The sequence below is a fragment of the Halodesulfovibrio sp. MK-HDV genome, assembly GCF_009914765.1.
Taxonomy (GTDB): domain Bacteria; phylum Desulfobacterota; class Desulfovibrionia; order Desulfovibrionales; family Desulfovibrionaceae; genus Halodesulfovibrio.
In genome coordinates this window covers 26,857-46,423 of the sequence record NZ_WYDS01000013.1, presented here as the reverse complement: position 1 = coordinate 46,423, position 19,567 = coordinate 26,857, and the positions used below count along the sequence as shown (strand labels likewise).

The 19,567-nt window shown below is 46.1% G+C and carries 13 protein-coding genes and 2 pseudogenes; 9 read left to right on the top strand and 6 right to left on the bottom strand.

Annotated features, from left to right (window positions below; translation table 11 throughout):
- Position 1: 1 nt before the first annotated feature.
- Both MKHDV_RS11290 and MKHDV_RS11285 read right to left on the bottom strand, forming a co-directional pair.
- The gene (locus MKHDV_RS11290; protein ID WP_160715345.1) at positions 2–1,168 is read right to left on the bottom strand and encodes a metallophosphoesterase; all 1,167 of its coding nucleotides are present in this window, start codon (positions 1,166–1,168) and stop codon (positions 2–4) included.
- Between the two features lie 269 nt (positions 1,169–1,437).
- A complete protein-coding gene (locus MKHDV_RS11285) occupies positions 1,438–3,531 on the bottom strand; it encodes a methyl-accepting chemotaxis protein (RefSeq protein WP_160715343.1) in 2,094 nt (697 codons plus the stop codon).
- Positions 3,532–3,932: 401 nt separating this feature from the next.
- Between MKHDV_RS11285 and MKHDV_RS11280 the strand changes: the two genes are divergently transcribed.
- Genes MKHDV_RS11280 through MKHDV_RS11270 form a run of 3 tightly spaced genes read left to right on the top strand, consistent with a single transcriptional unit; the run spans position 3,933 to position 7,442 of the window.
- A complete protein-coding gene (locus MKHDV_RS11280; protein ID WP_216846906.1) occupies positions 3,933–5,174 on the top strand; it encodes an amidohydrolase family protein in 1,242 nt (413 codons plus the stop codon).
- Positions 5,175–5,220: 46 nt separating this feature from the next.
- A complete protein-coding gene (locus tag MKHDV_RS11275; protein ID WP_160715339.1) occupies positions 5,221–6,174 on the top strand; it encodes an aspartate carbamoyltransferase catalytic subunit in 954 nt (317 codons plus the stop codon).
- 2 nt (positions 6,175–6,176) lie between these two features.
- Positions 6,177–7,442, top strand: coding sequence for a dihydroorotase (locus tag MKHDV_RS11270; RefSeq protein ID WP_160715337.1), 1,266 nt, complete (start codon positions 6,177–6,179; stop codon positions 7,440–7,442).
- Positions 7,443–7,749: 307 nt separating this feature from the next.
- Here the strand turns inward: MKHDV_RS11270 and MKHDV_RS11265 are convergent, their stop codons facing one another.
- From MKHDV_RS11265 to MKHDV_RS11255, 3 genes are all read right to left on the bottom strand, one after another.
- The gene (locus tag MKHDV_RS11265) at positions 7,750–8,148 is read right to left on the bottom strand and encodes a desulfoferrodoxin family protein (RefSeq protein ID WP_160715335.1); all 399 of its coding nucleotides are present in this window, start codon (positions 8,146–8,148) and stop codon (positions 7,750–7,752) included.
- A gap of 205 nt (positions 8,149–8,353) precedes the next feature.
- A complete protein-coding gene (locus tag MKHDV_RS11260) occupies positions 8,354–9,670 on the bottom strand; it encodes an HD family phosphohydrolase (protein WP_160715333.1) in 1,317 nt (438 codons plus the stop codon).
- Between the two features lie 288 nt (positions 9,671–9,958).
- Positions 9,959–10,846: a LysR family transcriptional regulator ArgP gene (locus MKHDV_RS11255; RefSeq protein WP_160715331.1), complete on the bottom strand. Its 888-nt coding sequence runs from the start codon at positions 10,844–10,846 to the stop codon at positions 9,959–9,961.
- Between the two features lie 234 nt (positions 10,847–11,080).
- On the opposite strand from MKHDV_RS11255, the pseudogene MKHDV_RS19210 reads away from it, so the two are divergent.
- The 6 genes and pseudogenes from MKHDV_RS19210 to MKHDV_RS11230 all read left to right on the top strand — a co-directional run.
- Positions 11,081–11,242, top strand: a pseudogene (locus MKHDV_RS19210) (LysE family transporter); the annotation flags it as partial.
- A 49-nt stretch (positions 11,243–11,291) separates the two neighbouring features.
- A complete protein-coding gene (locus MKHDV_RS11250) occupies positions 11,292–11,699 on the top strand; it encodes a LysE/ArgO family amino acid transporter (RefSeq protein ID WP_371416026.1) in 408 nt (135 codons plus the stop codon).
- Positions 11,700–12,197: 498 nt separating this feature from the next.
- Complete coding sequence (gene glp, locus MKHDV_RS11245; protein WP_160715486.1) at positions 12,198–13,436, top strand: gephyrin-like molybdotransferase Glp; 1,239 nt, start codon at positions 12,198–12,200, stop codon at positions 13,434–13,436.
- Between the two features lie 15 nt (positions 13,437–13,451).
- Positions 13,452–14,226 (top strand): annotated as a pseudogene (locus MKHDV_RS11240) (TIGR00282 family metallophosphoesterase).
- Between the two features lie 386 nt (positions 14,227–14,612).
- Complete coding sequence (tyrS, locus tag MKHDV_RS11235) at positions 14,613–15,806, top strand: tyrosine--tRNA ligase (RefSeq protein WP_162859864.1); 1,194 nt, start codon at positions 14,613–14,615, stop codon at positions 15,804–15,806.
- A gap of 183 nt (positions 15,807–15,989) precedes the next feature.
- A complete protein-coding gene (locus MKHDV_RS11230; RefSeq protein ID WP_160715327.1) occupies positions 15,990–16,877 on the top strand; it encodes a DMT family transporter in 888 nt (295 codons plus the stop codon).
- Positions 16,878–16,935: 58 nt separating this feature from the next.
- On the opposite strand, the gene MKHDV_RS11225 is transcribed toward MKHDV_RS11230, so the two are convergent.
- A complete protein-coding gene (locus tag MKHDV_RS11225; protein WP_160715325.1) occupies positions 16,936–19,431 on the bottom strand; it encodes a glycogen/starch/alpha-glucan phosphorylase in 2,496 nt (831 codons plus the stop codon).
- Between the last annotated feature and the right edge of the window lie 136 nt (positions 19,432–19,567).

Below are 19,567 nucleotides of genomic sequence, written 5' to 3'. Positions count from 1 at the left end.
TCTAAGCGCGAGTGAGGGTGTGTAATGTAATCTCTGGCGGAACCGTGAAGCGCATTGGCGGCCCCCAGAAGCCTGTCCCTGTATTTACATACAACAAACTATCATCAACCTGATGCAAGCCTTGCACATAGGGTTGGAACAAGTGCACTGCGTATGTCCACGGAAAATATTGTCCACCGTGAGTGTGACCGGAAAGCTGGATGTCGAATTTCGCCCTACTAGCTTCAAAAATATTTTTAGGCTGGTGTGCCAACAGAATAGACAAATCATGTTCTGGTGCACCAGCTTTCGCTGCAAAAGGATCAGACGCATAGTGTTCACCAAAGCGTTCACCAGAATAATCCCATACTCCAGCCAGTAAGAGCTTGCCTTCTCCCTTTTGGATAAGAGTATGTTCATTATTTAATACAGTAAAATTGAGTGCACGCATTTGCTCAACCCAACCATCAACGCCTGAATAGAATTCATGGTTGCCGGTCACAAAAAATTTCCCTAACGGAGCCTCAAATTTTAACAGCGAATCGAGTTCCTTACCTACACGGGAAACTTTACCGTCGATTGCATCTCCCGTGAGCACAAACATATCTGCACGCAATTCCCCAACCTGACTCATCAGAGCATTGAGCCATTTTTCATCTAAAATGGAGCCCACATGCAAATCAGAAATATGCGCGATTGTCGTTCCTTCCAAATCAGGATGAAGCCCTGCAATCTTCAAAGCATTGTTTTTAACAATCGGCTTTTGAAACGCCTCTTGTATCGAAAAGGCCATGGTAGGAAGAACGGCTGCCATCACGGCTGCATTACCTGCGTTGTGTAAAAAAGCGCGGCGTGCACCATCAACAGGTTCTTTCTTATCCCCCACAACACGCCCACCAAACTGCAGCACTTCTTTTACAAAAAGAAACGGAATGGTAAGGGAAATAAAACCTAGGGAAAGGTAGCCTATCCAACGCAACGTTGTGTTCACCTCAACAGGAAGTCCTTCCTTCACAAACAACCGTGTCACGTAATACAGTACCAGAGCGGCAAGTAAGGCAGCGGCAAGCAATATTTTTGTAGAACGGCGAACAGTAAGTGGTGCAATCATGCGCCAACATATTATTACCCATAGAACAAACATTACTGATGTCATAACTATCGAAAACAAAGCCATCTGATCCTTCATTCTACCTCCAGCGATATCCAGCGTACCCCATAAAAAAGGTACTTGCTGTCATCCTTTTCAGAAAAAGGCATGTAGTATAAAAATATAAAATTGCGTTATGACACTAGCAGCAAAAAATGTCATAACTAAAATTTGAGTTCAGAGCACACTTTCCCTTTCACATCTATAATAGTCAAATATTATATACGCCGGCAGCGCAATAAAAAAGAGGCCCCATCCTGCCTGAAAGAGCCTCTTTTTGAATTCATACTGTTACTGACTGAGCAGAGTTAATCCTGCTTTAATGTGACAATCACGCCATTAAGTTCATCCGATAAATTCGCTAATGTCGCCATTGTCCTCGCGGAGTCTCCTGCAGAGGTCGCCATTTCGTCAGCCAGACGAGTTACTTCCTCAACACTCGAATTAATTTCTTCACTCGTTGCAGACTGCTCTTCAGATGCTGTAGCTATTACACGAACCATATCTGTTGATCCTTCAATCATAGTTGTCATATTCGCCAAAGCATCCCCTGCTTCTTTCGCAAGGCTTGTACAGTTCACAACTACATCTGTTGTCTGCTTCATAGCATCAATATTCTGGATTGTTCCCTGCTGAATAGCATGTACAGCTTTTCCTACTTCAGAAGTTGCCTGCATAGTCTTTTCAGCAAGTTTTCGTACTTCATCAGCAACCACCGCAAAACCGCGACCAGCTTCTCCTGCTCGGGCTGCCTCAATTGCAGCGTTTAATGCAAGTAGATTTGTTTGATCGGCAATATCTGAAATCACATCCATAATTTGACCGATACCCTGTGCATTTTCGCCAAGAGCACCAAGACTCTCCATCATTTTTTCAGACCTAACTGCAACATCATCAATAGCACTCACAACTTCCATCACTGCATCTGCTTCATGTATAACACTTTCATGCATAACTTCTGAATGCTGAGCAGCATCGGAGGCATTGCGTGCAACTTCCATCACGGCAGTATTCATCTGCTCCATTGCCGTTGCGGTTTCACCGCTACGTGCAGCCTGACGCTCCGTACCACTTCGAGTTTGTTCAACGAGTAACGAAAGCTCTTCAGAAACAGAACCAATGTTAGAAACGATAGCCTCAAGCTGACCCGCGGCCTGATTCAACCCTTCTTTACGCGCAACTTCCGCTTGTGCTTGTGCCTCTGCGGCTGCATCAAGAGCTTCACTAGCTCGTAAAGTCTGTTCTTCTGCCTCTTCAGTTTTATGATCAGCCATCTGGATTGAGCTTACAAGGCTGCCAACCATTTCTTTTAAAGCACAGTGCAAATCAAGCAACTCGCCTGAGAATTCAGACTCTGGAGGAACTTTGTTGTATTCCCCTTTGCTTACTTCTTTTGCAGAATTAATAACGCTGTATAGCGGCTTCAACGTTCGCAACACAAAGAAGTACGCTATTAAGCCAATTACTAATGTCACGCCAAAACCTACAACTAGCGTTGCGAGCAAACTCGCATCAGCAGCCTCGACGACTTCACTTTCATCCTTAATAACAAGTAGCTTGTGGCCGGTTGCTGACACAGTATGCATACGTGCCAACTGCTGACCTTTCTCAGCTTTGACCTCATACATACCGTCCTGTTTACCTGCGAGGAAGTCTAGTTCTGCGTTTCCGGTCGAACCTATCCGTTTCATGATCAGGTTGTCATAGCCCGGAGCGGCTAGAATGGTTCCATCATTTTCAAGAAGCAGTACCCGACCGGTTTCACCAATCTTAATATTCTTCATCATGCGTACCAGCATAGAAAGCTGAACATCAATCGCAACCACCCCAAGCACTTCACCTTGCTGACCGCGCACAACTGTCATGGTACTTGCCACAGGCATACCGGCTGTACTCTGATAAGCCTTGGAGACAGCTGATCCGGAAGAAGAGGCAACTGCTGCCTTATACCACGGGCGCTGACGAGGATCATACTTCGCAGGCAATGCCGTAGGATCGGACATAATAAACCCGCCTGTACTACTGCCATAGTACACGAGCTCGTAACTTGAATGCGCTGCACGCGCGTTGGAAAGTACACCTGCAATACGGCGCTCAAGCTGCGGTAGTTCTTTAGAAGTAAAATTGATGTCAGACTGAATCGTATGGTTAAATGTCAGTGCTCCTGTTGCCATTTGTAGCTCTTCTAACAACGCAAGCTCTTTTGTTGTATTTATGGCATCAGAAAAAAAGCTGCTTACAATATTTTCTACAAGAAAAGCATCAGTTTTTGATGATGCTCCAAAAGAGTCTATTGCATCTTCGCGTACAATGGCATTTGAAATAACTAAAACCAACAAAACCGAAGACAACGCAGCAATCATAACCAAGGCGGTGACTTTCGCCTTAATACTTTTAAACATTATTCCCCCAAAAATAACTATTTATTAATAAACATAACCAATCTTGAATGCATATTGACAAATACCAATGTAAACTCTCTTCAATTACAGAGTAAAACAAGATGATTTTTCATTAAACACTATTAATCATGTGCCTCTACTTATCATATATTTCGGCAATAGATTTAATGATCTTAATTTTTTTTGAGAATTAAAGTTACTACCTACTTACCAACAGTGTTTGCACACTCAATACTAAATGCCATCAATCCAAGAGTTTCTACCCAACATTGTTCCACATTCCTTTTAACGTGCGATGAATAGCCATGTTGCTTACAATGGCTAGAACAAAAAATTAATTGAGATTCCAGACAACCCCATTCTCTCCTTTACAAAGCTCTGAACATATGTGATTCGAATGTGTGGCGGTACGCCAAATTTTAACCACATATAACCAACAAATTTTTTCAATGCTCAATGCCATCCGCGCTAGTCGCATCCTCACTATGGAAGGCCATAACACTTCCCCCCGAACAGATTCGGGGTATTACTCTTTTCCAGATGTCATTGAAGACGGCGTTATCGTCCACAGTAGTTCAACTATTGTGGACGTTCTTTCGTTCAGCGACTTTTCAAAAGCCTACAAAATAGAAGCTGAAGATTTAGGCGATGTAACTCTGATGCCTGCTCTCATTAACTGCCATAATCATCTGGAACTTGCGCACCTGAAAGGCAAAGCAATCTTTGGTGAAGGATTTGAGACATGGATTGAATCAGCCCTGCCGCTCATGGCAAATCCGGTTGATGCTCAAAGTCTTGAATCCGCAATTTCTGAAATGGCAGAAAGCGGCACAGCGCATATTGCAGACGTTAACGGACGCGCGCCTAAAGCCGTGTATGATGCTGTTACTGCTCGCAATCTTAGCTGTCATATCCAGTTTGAAGTGTTTGGATACAATTTTCCAAACCTTGCCTCCGGTACTTTGAGTGCAGAAGACTTATTCCCTTCTGCTGCTGACGAATTACCAAGCGAAGCCAAAAAACGATGGATGACTCTTTCCGGTCACGCTCTCTACTCTACCAGCCCTGATGCGTTGGTTGTTGCTAAACAATGGTGCCGCTCTAGTGAGCGGTATTTTTCTGTCCACCTTGCTGAACACCCCGGCGAGGAAGAGCTGCTGACCAAGGGTACCGGTCGTTTTAAAGAACAACTTTCACGCAGAGTTCTTCCTAAAAATTTTACACCGCCTCAAATGCGCGCAGTACCATATGCAAAGCACCTCGGCCTGCTGGATAAATCCACTATCGCCGTCCATTGCGTGCATTGCACACCAGACGACATAGAAATTCTTCGAGAAAGTGAAACAACCGTATGCCTGTGCCCGCGTTCAAACAAACTTATAGGTGTAGGTACAGCACCAGTACGCAATTTTCTAGAAGCAGGTCTACAACTGACCATTGGTACAGACAGCCTTGCTTCGAACCATGACCTTAACCTTTGGAATGAAGCGCGCTACCTGCGCGACAATTTCGATATACCGACCGGTGCATTGTTACGCATGCTTACTATTGCAGGCGCCAAAGCACTGGGCATTACGAATGAACTAGGAACGTTGTCGAAAGGCAAACGATTCCAATACGCTATTTTGCCGGAAGACTTTTAGTCCTCCAAATCATCATGGGCGTTGCCCGCAAACCAGAGAAAATGAAATGCCACAAGAAAAACACTTCATCTGGCCGCACAAAGACCTTTTGGACGTTAGTCAGCTGTCACTCGAAGAAGTCTCTCATCTTCTCGATACAGCCGAGCAATTTCACGAAATCAACCAACGCCCTATTAAGAAGGTTCCGACCCTCAAGGGTAAAAGCGTTGTGCTCTTCTTTGCAGAGCCTAGTACGCGGACAAAGACCTCATTCGACGTTGCAGGCAAGCGCTTGTCTGCCGATACTTTTTCACTATCCAGCAGCAGTTCAAGTCTAACAAAAGGCGAAAGCCTTAAAGATACTGCCCTGACGCTGGAAGCTATGAACCCTGATGTTATCGTTTTGCGCCACAAAGCAAACGGCGCAGCACAGTTCATCGCGGAACGTCTGGACTGCGCTGTAGTTAATGCTGGTGACGGCTGTCATGCCCACCCGACTCAGGCAATTCTGGATAACTTTACTCTGCGCAGAGCATGGAACAACGAGTACAAAGGAAAAACCATCCTTATTCTCGGCGATGTTAAGCACAGCCGCGTTGCACGTTCCAACATCAACCTGCTCACCCGTCAGGGTGTTAAGGTTAGACTATGTGCACCGCGTACCCTGTTGCCTAAAACCGTGCATACATGGCCTGTTGAAGTCTTTAACGACTTGACCAAAGCCGTTGAAGGCGTAGATGCAGTAATGTGTCTTCGCTTGCAGCTGGAACGTCAGCAGGCGGGCTTATTGCCTGATCTCAACGAATACGCGCGCATGTACTGCCTTACCTCAAATCATATGGAAATGGCGGCTGAAGGTGCTAAAATCCTTCACCCGGGACCTATGAACAGAGGGCTTGAAATTGCCTCAGACCTTGCTGACTGCAAAGACAGCAGTGTACTTAATCAGGTATCCGCAGGTGTAGCCACTCGAATGGCGATCCTGTACCTCCACGCAACCCGTAAAGACAAAGGAGTATAGCCATGACCAATTTGTTTATCTCCAATGGTCTGCTTCGTGGAACTTCCGTAGATATTCTTGTTTCCGGCTCCACCATCGTATCTGTCACACCACACGGTGAAATTTCAGCACCGGAAGATACCGAAGTTGTAGACGCAACAGGGCTTATCGTATTCCCAAGCTTTTACGACTGCCATGTTCACCTGCGTGAACCGGGCTTTGAATACAAAGAAGACATTGAATCCGGTCTTGCAGCTGCAGCGCACGGCGGTTTCGGCGGTGTAATGGCTATGGCAAACACCAAACCTACCAACGATTGCGCATCCGTTACTGAAGCGATGCTCCAGCGTGCACAGCAGACATGGCCTAACGGTCCATATCTCTACCCTATCGGTGCAGCAACAATCGGCCTGAAAGGTAAAGAACTCGCGCCGATGGGCGAACTTGCTGAAGCCGGTTGTGTCGCAATATCCAACGACGGCGTACCAGTGGGCGGTGCCGAAATGTTCCGTCATTGCATGGAATACGCAGCAACCTTCGGGCTGACCGTCATTGATCACTGCGAAGATCCGACTCTTGCCAAAGACTGCCACATGAACGAAGGCGCAGTAAGCGAAGCCATCGGTCTAAAAGGACAGCCAGTCGTTGCCGAGTCCATGCAGGTTGCGCGGGATATTCTGCTCGCAGAATTTCTGGACTTACCAGTTCACCTCGCGCACGTAAGCTGCAAACAATCTGTAGATCTTATCCGCTGGGCAAAAACCAGAGGCGTAAAAGTGACGGCAGAAACCTGCCCGCACTACCTGATTCTTACAGATGAAATTCTCAGCAATTACTCCACTGCCGCAAAAGTAAACCCTCCATTGCGTAGCGAAGAAGATCGCCTTGCCATGAAGGAGGCTGTGAAAGACGGTACCGTCGATATTTTCGTAACCGACCATGCTCCACATGCCGACCACGAAAAAGAGCACCCGATTGAGGGCGCTCCGAACGGTATCTCTGGTATGGACAGCGCGGTAGCACTTACATGGACGCAGGTAGAAGACGGCACCATTACAGAAGATGAATTCATCAAAATGTGGGCTGAGAAACCTGCTGCAATCTTTAAGCTTCCGCTTAACACTTTCGCAGAAGGTGACATAGCAGACTTCTTCCTCTTCGATCCAAAAGAAGAATGGAAGATGACCGAAGACGCCATGTTCTCAAAAGGCAAAAATACTCCGTTCCTCAACACTTCCCTTAAAGGTCGCGTCAAAGCTCACTGGCTTGGCGGAACACGTGTTGTTTAGGTAGAGTTAACCTTAGCCTCCGGCGGGCGGGGCTTTGCCCCTGCGCCCCACGAGAGGGACGCCCTCTCGACTGCGAGGTTAACAATCCCTGTTAGTTTCGCCCGTCATTACGCCACATAAGTACATAAAAATGGGAGCTGAAAAACTTGATTGCCAAGTTTTTCAGCTCCCATTTATCGTTTGAACTAAGAAAAGCAAATAGTTGTCACCCTCTTCCCAATCATCAAAACCCTAATTGGGTCAAGGGGGATACCCCCTTGCGGGGATGCAAGGGGCAGAGCCCTTGCCCGTCGGAGACAACAGAAGCTTACATGGTAAATTCTTTTATCCACATATCGTGGAGATTACAGAAGCTTGTTGCTACAAACTTGCCTTTTTTCTTCAATATGGTTTTGGACATAGGATCATCTTTCCATGAAAATGTCTTTGCATGCACCACTTCACCGTTCTCGTCTACAATGGTGTGCCGCACTATGTAATGCTCTTCACTCATTGGGTGCGGAGTAATTACAGTTACTTCCATGTCATTTGTTTCTACGAGTGGCACATGAGTTGCTTGCTTACCTTCCCACATTCCAAGCTGCGTATCGGTATAGATAATCCCCTTATCCAGTGCAAAATCCCACGCATACGCCGGAACAGCCTTAATAACAGAAACACCGGCAAGCATTGCTGCGCCAGCTATGAATTGTCTACGAGTACTCATTTATACCTTCCTGTCTTAGTTTACCCTCAGCAGTTGTGCTGACAGCCAATAAAAAAATCGGACAGTCCTAGTCTAAAATCTGACAACTCGCTAGCAAGTTAAATGATATATTGCAGCATAAAAAAAGGCCGGACAACATATGTTGTCCGGCCTGAATAGCATTTTTGAGTAACACAGCGATGTGCTAGTTTATCTCAAACTCAACTTACATTTTGTATTCGCGTACAAAAGCAATAGCTTCTTCAACGGAAGTAACTTTGCCTTCGATCTGAGCTTTAAGAAGCTCATCACGCAGAATACCAACATGAGGACCAGGTTTGAGGCTGGTTGCTTCCATGATTTCGTTACCGTTAAGGAACGGCTCAGTCATTTCTTCAGGCATATCAGCGCGCTCAAGCCACTTCATATTGTGGTTGAATGCGGTAAGGGCAATGCCGCGACCTTTAACGTCTGCACGAGCCATTTCCATAAGGCGCGGGTAGTCGTTAAGAGATTTGAAGCGACGAATACCTTTATCGGTAAGCATGCTGTGGAAAAACTGATGATGTTTTACAAGGTGACACACAAGGTCAATATCCTGTGGAAGGAATGACAGGCGTCCCATAATTTTTCTGGTAACTTTAGCACCAACACGACAGAACTGGTTGAAGGTCCATGAGTCGTTGCTAAATTCAGCAGTGTAGAGTTTACCTACGTTGCTGCAAAGCACTGCAAAAGTACCGAACCAGTCGAACGGCAGTTCTTCAGGGTAATGACGCATAGTGTCGATGGTGTGCTGGAATACAGTCTGTTCTTCACCGGTGTCTTCATTTTTAATCTGAGTACAACGGGAAAGTGCTGCAAGTTCCGGCACCAGACCATGAAGGATCATGGAATCGAACAGAAGCTCAACAAAGCGCCACATGTTCTCTGCTTCAACTTTGCGCCATTCTTCCATAATGCTATGGGAAGGCACGTAATCAAGAATACGGGAGGTGCCTTTTACGATAGCAATCCAAGTATTCTTTTCGATTGGCAGATCATAGTTTGCAGCAAAGCGCAAAGCACGAATACCAAGCAGGTAGTTACGGCGTAATGTTTCGTCCGGAATACCTGAAAATTTAATTACACCGCTGGCGATGTCTTCGAAGCCTTCGTACATTTCAGAACCTGGAACATACGGGCAAGCGTACTGAGTAGGGATGCTGCCGAACTTCTCTTCCATGCGTTTCAGCAAGTGAGGAGTAATGCGGGCAATGCTTTCTTCAGGATGAGATGCATCTTCTACATCAGTAGGATAAAAACGGTACGTGATATCCGCTTCTTTCAGCAGAGCAACAACACCGCGTTCAGTACCTTTAGAAACGTTAGGGAACATGCGCAGAATCTCATCGAAAGGAGCTTCGCATGCAATATCCAGTTCAGTTTCGTCCGTGCCCTCAAGCAGTTCTCGCTGAAGCTGTGCGTTTACAACATACGCATCAAATCCGTTACGCATAATAGTCTTACAAATGCCTACGGCATCCTTAAAAGGCTGAGTCATTCATCCTCCAATTGCAGAATCGGTAATAAACCGAGCCGCATAGTCTCATATAATATGCTATAGTAAGAACATAGCGTTTTGATAATCTAATAAGTCAACTTGCATGTGAAATATAACACATGCTCATTATACACGCAAATAAGCATTGGCACTCTAATGTGACAATATGTATCTGATACTGGTAATTACGAATGCTCTGTTTGTACAGAGATGTGTTACCACTTTTCTTCTTTTTTCAGAATCTGCACACACTACATAAACTAGCCAAAAATGCCAGTCTATCCAAACTCATCGAGAAAGATGCAACTTTGCGACTTTCTCAAATGCATCAGTAAGCATTATGATATGACGCGTCTGCAAATTCCAGCAATGCCAGTAAAGTCTTACCGTCACAGAATAGCCTTGCACGATTGGTACAAGCTGCTTTGTTCGCAACTCTTCTTCAATCTGCAAACTCGGAATCATTCCGTACCCCAGCCCCTTTTTGCACAGATCAACAAACATATGAGAATCCGGTACATAGTGCGTCGGGAACTCACCGGCACGGATGCCGTACCGTGAAAGCATTTCATTGTTCATCTCATCTGTACGATCATATGTAAGGATAGGCGCAGCGCGAACAGCATCTGATGAAAATCCATTCGGGAACCATTTTCTTGCGAACTCTGGAGTAGCACAGCACACATAGATCATCTTGCCGAGATAGACAGTCTTACATCCCTGCATGGGTCCGGGTTGGGAACTGACACAACCTACCACTTCCCCGTTTTTAAGCATATCATGTGTTTTGTCCTGATCCCCCAGTCGAATATCTACAAGAATATTTGTAGTCGTCAGGAGTTCTTGCAGCGTGTCGGGAATCCACGTTGCGAGACTGTCTGCATTAATACCTACAGGAACCGTAATATAATCTTCTGCCGTCTTGCCCAGCGTGTCTTCAAACAAGTCCTGCTCCATGAGACTTACTTGCTTGTAGTGCCCAAGCAGTTTTTGTCCCATGGCAGTAGGCTGCACGGGTGTGGAGCGCACAATAAGCATTGCGCCGATTCTATCTTCAAGCAACCGTATACGCTGAGAAACCGCTGACTGCGTAATATGCAGAACGGTTGCCGCTTTTTCAAAGCCACCATTTTCTACCACGGCAGCAAAGGCTTCGAGCTGTTTATAATCGATCATGCGCTCACATTAGCAAAACTTATGTAACATCAAAACAATGAATTTCACTTCTAACCATTTTTCTTCTACATAAGTGTTCGCAAACAAGTTCCAGATGTGGTGACGGGGTGTTGAGCGCACCCCGTTGTTACAGCGCTCACTGAACTTCCCATTGTCTGCCGAAGGGACGCCTTCTGTATTGACCTGAATTACTATGAATTATTGCTACAATGCAGCTAAGGATTGGGAACAGATATGCTCGCTCCATTTTTTCAAGGTTTTGGTACTTGCGGTGGATTAATTATGGCGATCGGGGCACAAAATGCCTTTTTACTCTCTCAGAGTGTTCGCAAAAACCACCATCTTACTATCGCGCTCATGTGCATCGTGTCCGACATGCTACTTATCGGACTTGGTGTTTTCAGTATTGGACAGATTGTCGCTTCCTCACCTGACGTAAGATTGTTTGCCACTTTTTTTTGGCGCTGCATTTTTACTCTGGTACGGATTCCGCGCTTTCAAATCTGCCTGCAAACCAGGGATACTGACAACATCTTCAGATGCTACACGCTCTTTGCGAAATGTTGTGCTAACAACACTGGCTGTTACCTTTTTAAACCCGCACACTTATTTGGACACAGTTGTTCTTATGGGTTCACTCGGCGGACAATTTATCGGTGACGGTAGAATTTATTTCTGGATCGGCGGCGTTTGCGCCTCCGTAATCTGGTTCGGCGCTCTCGCATTTGGAGGACAGGCACTTGCACCATTATTCCGCAAGCCTTCTTCATGGCGAATCCTTGATGGCACGGTGTGCGCAATCATGTGGCTAATTGCCGCAGGGCTCATCAATCAAGGAATAGCTCTTTTATAAGAGTTTGCTGACAAAGTTGTTTTTTGACAGATTGAGACAAACTTGTGCAGTGCAAAGCACAAGAAAAAGTCAGGGGCGAAGCATAGTTAGACCTATGTGAGCATCAGATTTTTTTGAAGTAACGCAGCAATGTGCTGGTTTGTCAGCAGTCTGCTTTATAATATGATCCCCCAAGGACGCTGGTAGCTTTCCCGTACCGGTATTAAGCAATACATCGCGTAATCCCTACGCTTCCAGAGAAGAAATTTGTTTAATACACGTCCTATCCCATATTAAATGCCCCTTTTCCCGAAGGGGCATTTAAAAAGCACCGCACATCCGTTTGAACACGGAGAAAAAGAACTTCGTACCTTCCTTTTTCTCCAGGCTCAGACGGATGTTTTTTTGCGCCCATTACCAAGAATTTCCAACACTGTCGCAACCACCTCAGCCTTGCACCACTTGCGGTTACAGGCTACTCTGCTTGTTCGCCATTTAATTAAGATTCGAGGATACGATATGAAAAAAGATTTCTTCAATGTACTCAGCGTGCAGGAATTTATTCAAGCACTTCACTCATTTTCCCCGTTGCAAGCCCACACGGTATCTATTGATGCTGTAGATGGATGTGTACTTGCGGAAGATATTATTGCAGCAGAAGACCTGCCGCTTGCCAGCCGCTCATGTATGGACGGCTACGCAATTAATGCGTCCAGTGTCTTCGGTGCATCTGAAGCAAACCCTGCGTATCTCGAATCTGTCGGTGATATCGATATTGAACAACCTGCATCATATACTCTTCAAAATGGCGAATGCGCCGGAATCGTAACCGGCGGAATTCTTCCAGACGGTGCAGACGCAGTTGTCATGGTTGAACACACGGAATCTCTTGGCGCAGGAACTGTGGAAATCCGCAAGTCTCTCGCACCATTCGAAAACGTCATGCTCAAAGGTGAAGACGCAACAACAGGAAATCCAGCTCTTGTTGCCGGAACCCGTATCCGTCCTCAAGAAGTCGGAATGCTGGCAGCGCTCGGTGTTATGGAAATCCCAGTCAACAATACGCCGCGAGTAGGCATCATCTCAACCGGTGATGAACTTATCCCTATTGAGGAAAAACCTGTTGTTGGACAAGTACGCGACGTTAACAGCTACACTCTTGCAGCATGTGCTCGACGTGCAGGTGCGACTGCGAAAACCTACGGCCTTGTTGAAGACAATCTCGAATCACTCAAAACAGCGCTTGAAAATGCCCTTGCGGAAAACGATGTTGTATTCCTTTCCGGCGGCAGCTCTGTTGGTGTTCGTGATCTCACAGTGGGAGCTATTGAAGAAATCGAAGGTGCAGAGATCATCAACCACGGGGTAGCCATCAGTCCGGGTAAACCGCTCATTCTTGCAAAATGCGGCAACAAAGCCATATGGGGACTCCCCGGACAAGTTGCCTCTGCGCAGGTTGTCATGTTTATTCTCGGCATGCCGTTTTTACGCTACCTTGGTGGGGATACAAACGCGTTCGATCAAACCCGCTGGCCTTCCAAGCAAGCTGTACTTAGCCGCAACGTGGCTTCCAAACCGGGGCGTGAAGATTATGTGCGCGTCAGCGTAACAGAAAAAAATGGAAAAACCATCGCAACCCCTGTGCTCGGAAAATCCGGCTTACTGAAAACCATGCTTCAGGCTGACGGTGTCGCGCGTATTGGCGCAGACAGTGAAGGCATCTACGAAGGCACAGCAGTTGACGTACTCTTTTTTTAAATTATAGGAAGCGTCATGCGAATTTTATTCTTCGGTGACATTGTAGGCAAACCGGGCAGACTTATTCTGCGTAAACGCCTTCCTTCTCTCAGAGAAGAAAAAGGGGCAGACCTCGTTATTGCTAACGGGGAAAACGCCTCCGGCGGCATTGGTCTTTCAGGAGACACAATGCGCGAACTTTTTGGTGCAGGTATAGACATTCTTACTTCCGGTAACCACATCTGGAAGCACAAGGAAATGTACAACCTGCTTAACAATGAACCGCGGCTCATCCGCCCTGCTAACTATCCGCAGGGAGCGCCAGGCAGCGGTCTCGTTATTCATGAGCTTAAAAACGGTAGCAAAGTTGCTGTAATGAACCTACTGGGACGCACGTTCATGGACAACATCGACTGCCCGTTCAAGAAAGTGGACGAACTGCTTGCGTCCATTCCAGATGATGTGCTTATTCGCATTATTGACATCCACGCCGAAGCAACGAGCGAAAAAAAAAGCGCTCTCCTTCTATGTGGACGGCAAAGTTTCGGCTGTCATAGGCACACACACCCATGTGCAAACCGCAGACGCGATGATCCTACAAAAAGGTACCGGATATCTTACTGATGCCGGTATGTGCGGAGTCGAAGAATCCTGCCTCGGTATGGAACCAAAAGTAATTATTGAACGATTCATGACAGGGCTGCCGCAGCGATTTAAAGTTGCAAAAGGCACTGAGCATATCAACGGTCTGTTCATGGACATCAATGATGAAACAGGGCTGTGCACAGCTATTGAGCTTATTCGCGAGTAAGGTATTGCCTTCGGCGACTCTCCGAGGGGCAAGGGACCAGCCCCTTGCATCCCCGCAAGAGGGACGCCCTCTTGACTGCGACTAGGCGATACCCATTTTATTTTCGAAATAATTACGGCTTAAAAATCTTATGTAGCTTACATATTCTTACCACCAAGATCTTTCCAGAGCCCCCCTTCACCATAATCGAGGTCAAGGGGGCGTCCCCCTTGCGGGTGCTTGCGCCAGTAACCGTTCACGAGGAACGAGTGTTACGGAGACCAGTCCCCTGCGGAAGCAGAGCCCTTGCCCGCCGGAGGCTGTATGACAATTTTGCAAAGTTTGACAATTCATCAATTCTTTGTAACAGACACCAAGCTACAACATATTTTTTTGTAAAAGAGAGAATTATGGATATTCAAAAACAGCTCGAAATCATTCAGCGTGGCTGTGCTGAACTTATTGATGCCGACGAGCTTAAGAAAAAGCTCGAAAAAGGCAAACCGCTGCGCGTAAAAATGGGTTTTGACCCAACAGCTCCAGATTTGCACCTTGGTCATAGTGTTGCAATCCATAAGCTGCGTCATTTTCAGGAACTCGGTCACACTGTTATCTTCCTTATCGGTGATTTCACCGGTATGATCGGTGACCCGTCCGGCCGTTCCGACACCCGTCCTCCGCTTACTCGTGAAGATGTTCTCGCTAACGCAGAGACATATAAAGAACAGGTTTTCAAGATTCTTGATCCTGAAAAAACCGAAGTTCGCTTCAACTCCGAGTGGTTCGACAAATTCGGCGCAGCTGACTTTATTCGTCTTGCATCCCGCTATACCGTAGCGCGTATGCTTGAGCGTAACGATTTTGAGCAGCGTTACAAGGGCAACACCCCTATCGCTATCCATGAATTCTTGTATCCGCTTGTACAGGGCTATGACTCTGTTGCACTCGAATCAGATATCGAACTTGGTGGTACTGACCAGAAGTTCAACTTACTTATGGGTCGTACCCTCCAGTCTCAGGAAGGTCAGGCTCCGCAGTGCGTCATGACCATGCCTATTCTTGAAGGCCTCGACGGCGTTCGTAAGATGTCAAAATCCTACGGTAACTACGTGGGTATTGACGAAGCTCCTGCTGACATGTTCGGCAAGCTTATGTCTATTTCTGACGAACTCATGTGGCGCTACTACGAACTCATTTCTCTCAAGTCTCTTGAAGAAATTAAAGCACTTAAAGCTAACGTAGAATCTGGTGAGCTCCACCCGAAAATTGCTAAAGAAGAGCTCGCAGAAGATATTGTAACTCAGTACCACGGTGCTGAAGAAGCAGCTAAAGCTCGTGCAGGATTCAACTCAGTATTCGCTAAAGGTCAGCTTCCGGACGATCTGCCGGAATACACTTGCGAATCCGGTGACGCTTCCATGCCTCCTGTATTCCTTACAGATGCAAAGCTCACTAAATCCCGCGGTGAAGCACGTCGCCTTATGAAACAGGGTGCACTCTCCATTGATGGAGAAAAATGCAGCACTGAAGATGCTCTTACTGCTGGTGAATATGTCATCAAGCTTGGTAAAAAACGCTTCCTCAAATTATTTGTTAAATAGCGTTTTGTAGAGATAAAAAGATCAAAGCCCCGTAGCAGCTGCTACGGGGCTTTTTTTGTTTCTGCGCACTTTATTCATTGTGAAAATGAAAAAATGAGCCTAGGGAGGAACTATATTTTTTCTTTAAAAACAGATTGTTATGTTGCAGATATTCATCTTGCGACTATCGACAAGGAGACACCAATGTTTGTAGGGGAAATCGCAGCACTGGGCACAGCGTGCCTATGGGGACTTTCTACTTACATGCATACAAATGCTGCCAAACTTATCGGGGCATGGCCACTCACCTTATGCCGTACCCCGTTAGTGTTGTTTTACAACATTTGCATTGCGCTTATTATCGGTGCTGAATGGGTATTTCCAAGCCAATCCATCGGTTGGATTTTACTCTCCGGCGTTCTTGGACTTGGTGTTGCAGACACCCTCTTCTACGAGGGATGCACCCGCATCGGGGCAAGAACCGGTTCAATTTTATGGCAGATGACACCTTGTGTTACTGCTGTAATCGCATTTTTCACACTGGGAGAGTCACTGACACTCCTCAACCTTGTCGGCATGTTTGTCATCATCGGTTCAGTGTTATCAATCACAAACCAGAACGACGAACAAACAGATATTCCCGTAGACTCCAAAGAGTGGCGATATGGGTTTAAACTGGTGCTGGTTTCAGTATTAGCACTCGGCCTGTCGCATGTGTGCATTCGCAAAGGACTCTCCTACGGACTTGATCCGCTAATGGGCAGTATTTTGCGTATTGCCGCCGCTGCAAGCTGTGCCTGGATTGCAGCAACTGCTCTTGGTCAGTATCACAAAATTTTTGAGCAAAAAGAAAACATGAAAAAGGCGATGAAGATTGTACTTGTTGCAAGCTTTTTCGGCACCACAATCGGTAACTGGATTGCTTTGTTTTCTATGAAGTATGCAAAAGCCGGAATCGCAGCATCACTTATTAGTATGACACCGCTTGCCGTCATCATGATTACTGCCGTTGTTGATAAAAAAATGCCGTCACGACGTGTCGTCCTCAGCGTTCTTACAGCATGTGGCGGGTCTGCGTTACTCTTCATTTAGCGACTGCATCATAATAAAAAAGGCTTCCTTTTCACGGGAAGCCTTTTTTATTAGCAAACTAAACGTCTGGTTTTATGTTCCAGATGCCGTCTATATATTCTTGAACAGCTCGGTCGCTGGAGAAGAATCCCATGCCGGCGGTGTTCATAATGGATTTCTTTATCCAAAGTTCACGGTCAACATATTCATGCGCAATGCGCTTGTGTGTTTCCACATAGGCACGATAATCAGCAAGCACCATAAAACGATCTCCGCCGCTTAACAGGGAATCGAAAATCGCACTAAAGGCTGTGGGATTACCCGGTGTAAACTGGTCTGAATTGATCATGTCCAAAACTTCCCGCAATTCACTATCGTCTTTGTATATATCCCACGGATTGTAGCCACGCTTTTTCAGATCAATAACTTCCTGCTCGCATAGACCAAAGAGATAAATATTCGGATCTCCAACGCGCTCGGCAATTTCAATATTCGCACCATCTCTTGTACCGATGGTCAATGCACCGTTAAGGGCAAATTTCATATTACCGGTACCGGATGCCTCATACCCTGCAGTTGAGATCTGCTCAGAGACATCTGTCGCAGGAACAAGAAGCTGTGCCAGCGTAACATTGTAGTTTGCAAGGAAGACCACCTTCAACGAATCTCGTGTATGCGGGTCAGAATTCACTCGCCGTGCAACGCAGTTAATAAGATAAATGATGTCCTTCGCCATCCAGTAGCTTGGAGCAGCCTTACCGCCAAAGATAAACGTGCGAGGCTGAATCTTCACTTCTGGATTTTTCCGTATACTATTGTAGAGCGAGATAATGTGTAACACGTTCAACAACTGGCGCTTATACTCGTGGAAACGCTTTACCTGCACATCAAAAATACTGTGCGGATTAATCGTAATGCCGTTTGCCTTTTCTATATAATCTGCAAGGCGCTTTTTATTTGTAAGACGGCACTGATCCCAGTCATGGCGAAATTCCTCAACTTCTGCCAGCTCACGAATACGCTCCAGTTTATTCAGGTCTGTCACCCAGCTGCATCCCAAATGTTCACCAAGTAACCATGATAACGCAACGTTACACTGCCGCAGCCATCTACGCGGTGTTACGCCGTTTGTTTTATTATTAAACCTATCTGGGAATATCCGAATAAAATCGTGAAATACACGGTCACGCAAAATTTGCGTATGCAATGCTGAAACACCGTTAACACTAAAGCTACCAACGATCGCTAAATGACTCATACGTACTATTTTTTCTGGACCATCTGAAATGAGCGAAACACGAGAAGGAAGGTCAGGTTCGTCGCGGAAATGTAGACGGACTTCCTCAAGAAAGCGTCGGTTAATTTCATATATGATCTGCATATGGCGTGGTAGCAGACGCTCAACAAGCGTCACTGGCCATGTTTCCAACGCCTCTGGAAGAATTGTATGGTTGGTGTAGGCAAAAAGTTTTTGGCAAATGCACCATGCTTCTTCCCATCCGAGCAATTCTTCATCTACCAGCACTCGCATCAGTTCTGGAATGGCAATGGATGGATGTGTTTCGTTTAGCTGAACAACATTTTTTTCCGCTAATTGATCCCAAGGCTTATTTAACTTTTTAAATCGACGAATCAAATCTCGCATGGTGGCTGCCACGAAGAAATACTGCTGCTTCAGTCGTAGAGTTTTTCCTTCCGGCGCGTCATCGCTCGGATACAGCACCATAGAAATATTTTCATCTGCAATTTTTTCCTGAACAGATCCTATGTAGTCACCCGCATTAAACGAACTCAACACAAACTCTTTATGAGGACGCGCTTCCCACAAACGAATGCAGTTTACATGGCCATTGCGATAGCCAGGCACATACACATCATTCGCCATAGCCATAACAATATCCCCGCCGCGCCAGTCATGGTGCAGCACACCATCATCATCCAGCCATTCATGAACCTTACCGTAAAAACGGATCGGATACAGACCATGAGGACGTGGAATCAGCCAATGGCTACCTTCATGCAACCAGTTATCCGGCTGTTCAACCTGCTGTCCATTACGAATTTCTTGTCTGAACAAACCATATGAATAACGAATACCATAGCCGTATGCAGGCAATCCGAGTGTCGCCATTGAATCCATATAACAGGAAGCAAGACGCCCTAATCCGCCGTTCCCCAGCCCCGGCTCACATTCTTGCTCAATAATTTCATCTAACGAGAACCCCTGATCACGCAAAAATTCGTGCGCTTCATTTTCCAAGCCAAGCGCCAACAGGTTACTGCGTAAAAACTTGCCGGGTAAAAACTCAAGCGAAAGATAATACAATCGTTTGTCATCGTTTTCATAATATTGCTTCTGCACAGCAGCCCATTTTTCCAGCATACGATCACGAACTGCCAGCACAAGCCCCCAATAACATTTATGTTTACTGGGGTGCGTATTATCGCGTCCCAACGAATACAACACGTGCCACAAAGCATCTTCACCTAGCGCAGAGTTACGCGCTGCCGGAGCTGCTGATTCGTCGAGTGGTTTATCGAGCAGGTGTAGATAGTCTTTTACGTCTTTCGGCATAAGTCCCCCGTCATTTTCTATGTGCGAGCCTTAAAATATCATTATTATGCAACCCAATGGTGCTAACGTAATATGATACGAGGATGCCCACACTGCAGACATTATAAGGTCGCTGAGCCTGAGTACTTTTCATTTT

Coding starts and splice junctions, on each gene's coding strand:
- MKHDV_RS11225 (WP_160715325.1), bottom strand. CDS start 19,431: ATGCCGAAAGACGTAAAAGACTATCTACACCTGCTCGATAAACCACTC.
- MKHDV_RS11290 (WP_160715345.1), bottom strand. CDS start 1,168: ATGAAGGATCAGATGGCTTTGTTTTCGATAGTTATGACATCAGTAATG.
- MKHDV_RS11270 (WP_160715337.1), top strand. CDS start 6,177: ATGACCAATTTGTTTATCTCCAATGGTCTGCTTCGTGGAACTTCCGTA.
- MKHDV_RS11255 (WP_160715331.1), bottom strand. CDS start 10,846: ATGATCGATTATAAACAGCTCGAAGCCTTTGCTGCCGTGGTAGAAAAT.
- MKHDV_RS11260 (WP_160715333.1), bottom strand. CDS start 9,670: ATGACTCAGCCTTTTAAGGATGCCGTAGGCATTTGTAAGACTATTATG.
- MKHDV_RS11265 (WP_160715335.1), bottom strand. CDS start 8,148: ATGAGTACTCGTAGACAATTCATAGCTGGCGCAGCAATGCTTGCCGGT.
- glp (WP_160715486.1), top strand. CDS start 12,198: ATGAAAAAAGATTTCTTCAATGTACTCAGCGTGCAGGAATTTATTCAA.
- MKHDV_RS11275 (WP_160715339.1), top strand. CDS start 5,221: ATGCCACAAGAAAAACACTTCATCTGGCCGCACAAAGACCTTTTGGAC.
- MKHDV_RS11285 (WP_160715343.1), bottom strand. CDS start 3,531: ATGTTTAAAAGTATTAAGGCGAAAGTCACCGCCTTGGTTATGATTGCT.
- MKHDV_RS11230 (WP_160715327.1), top strand. CDS start 15,990: ATGTTTGTAGGGGAAATCGCAGCACTGGGCACAGCGTGCCTATGGGGA.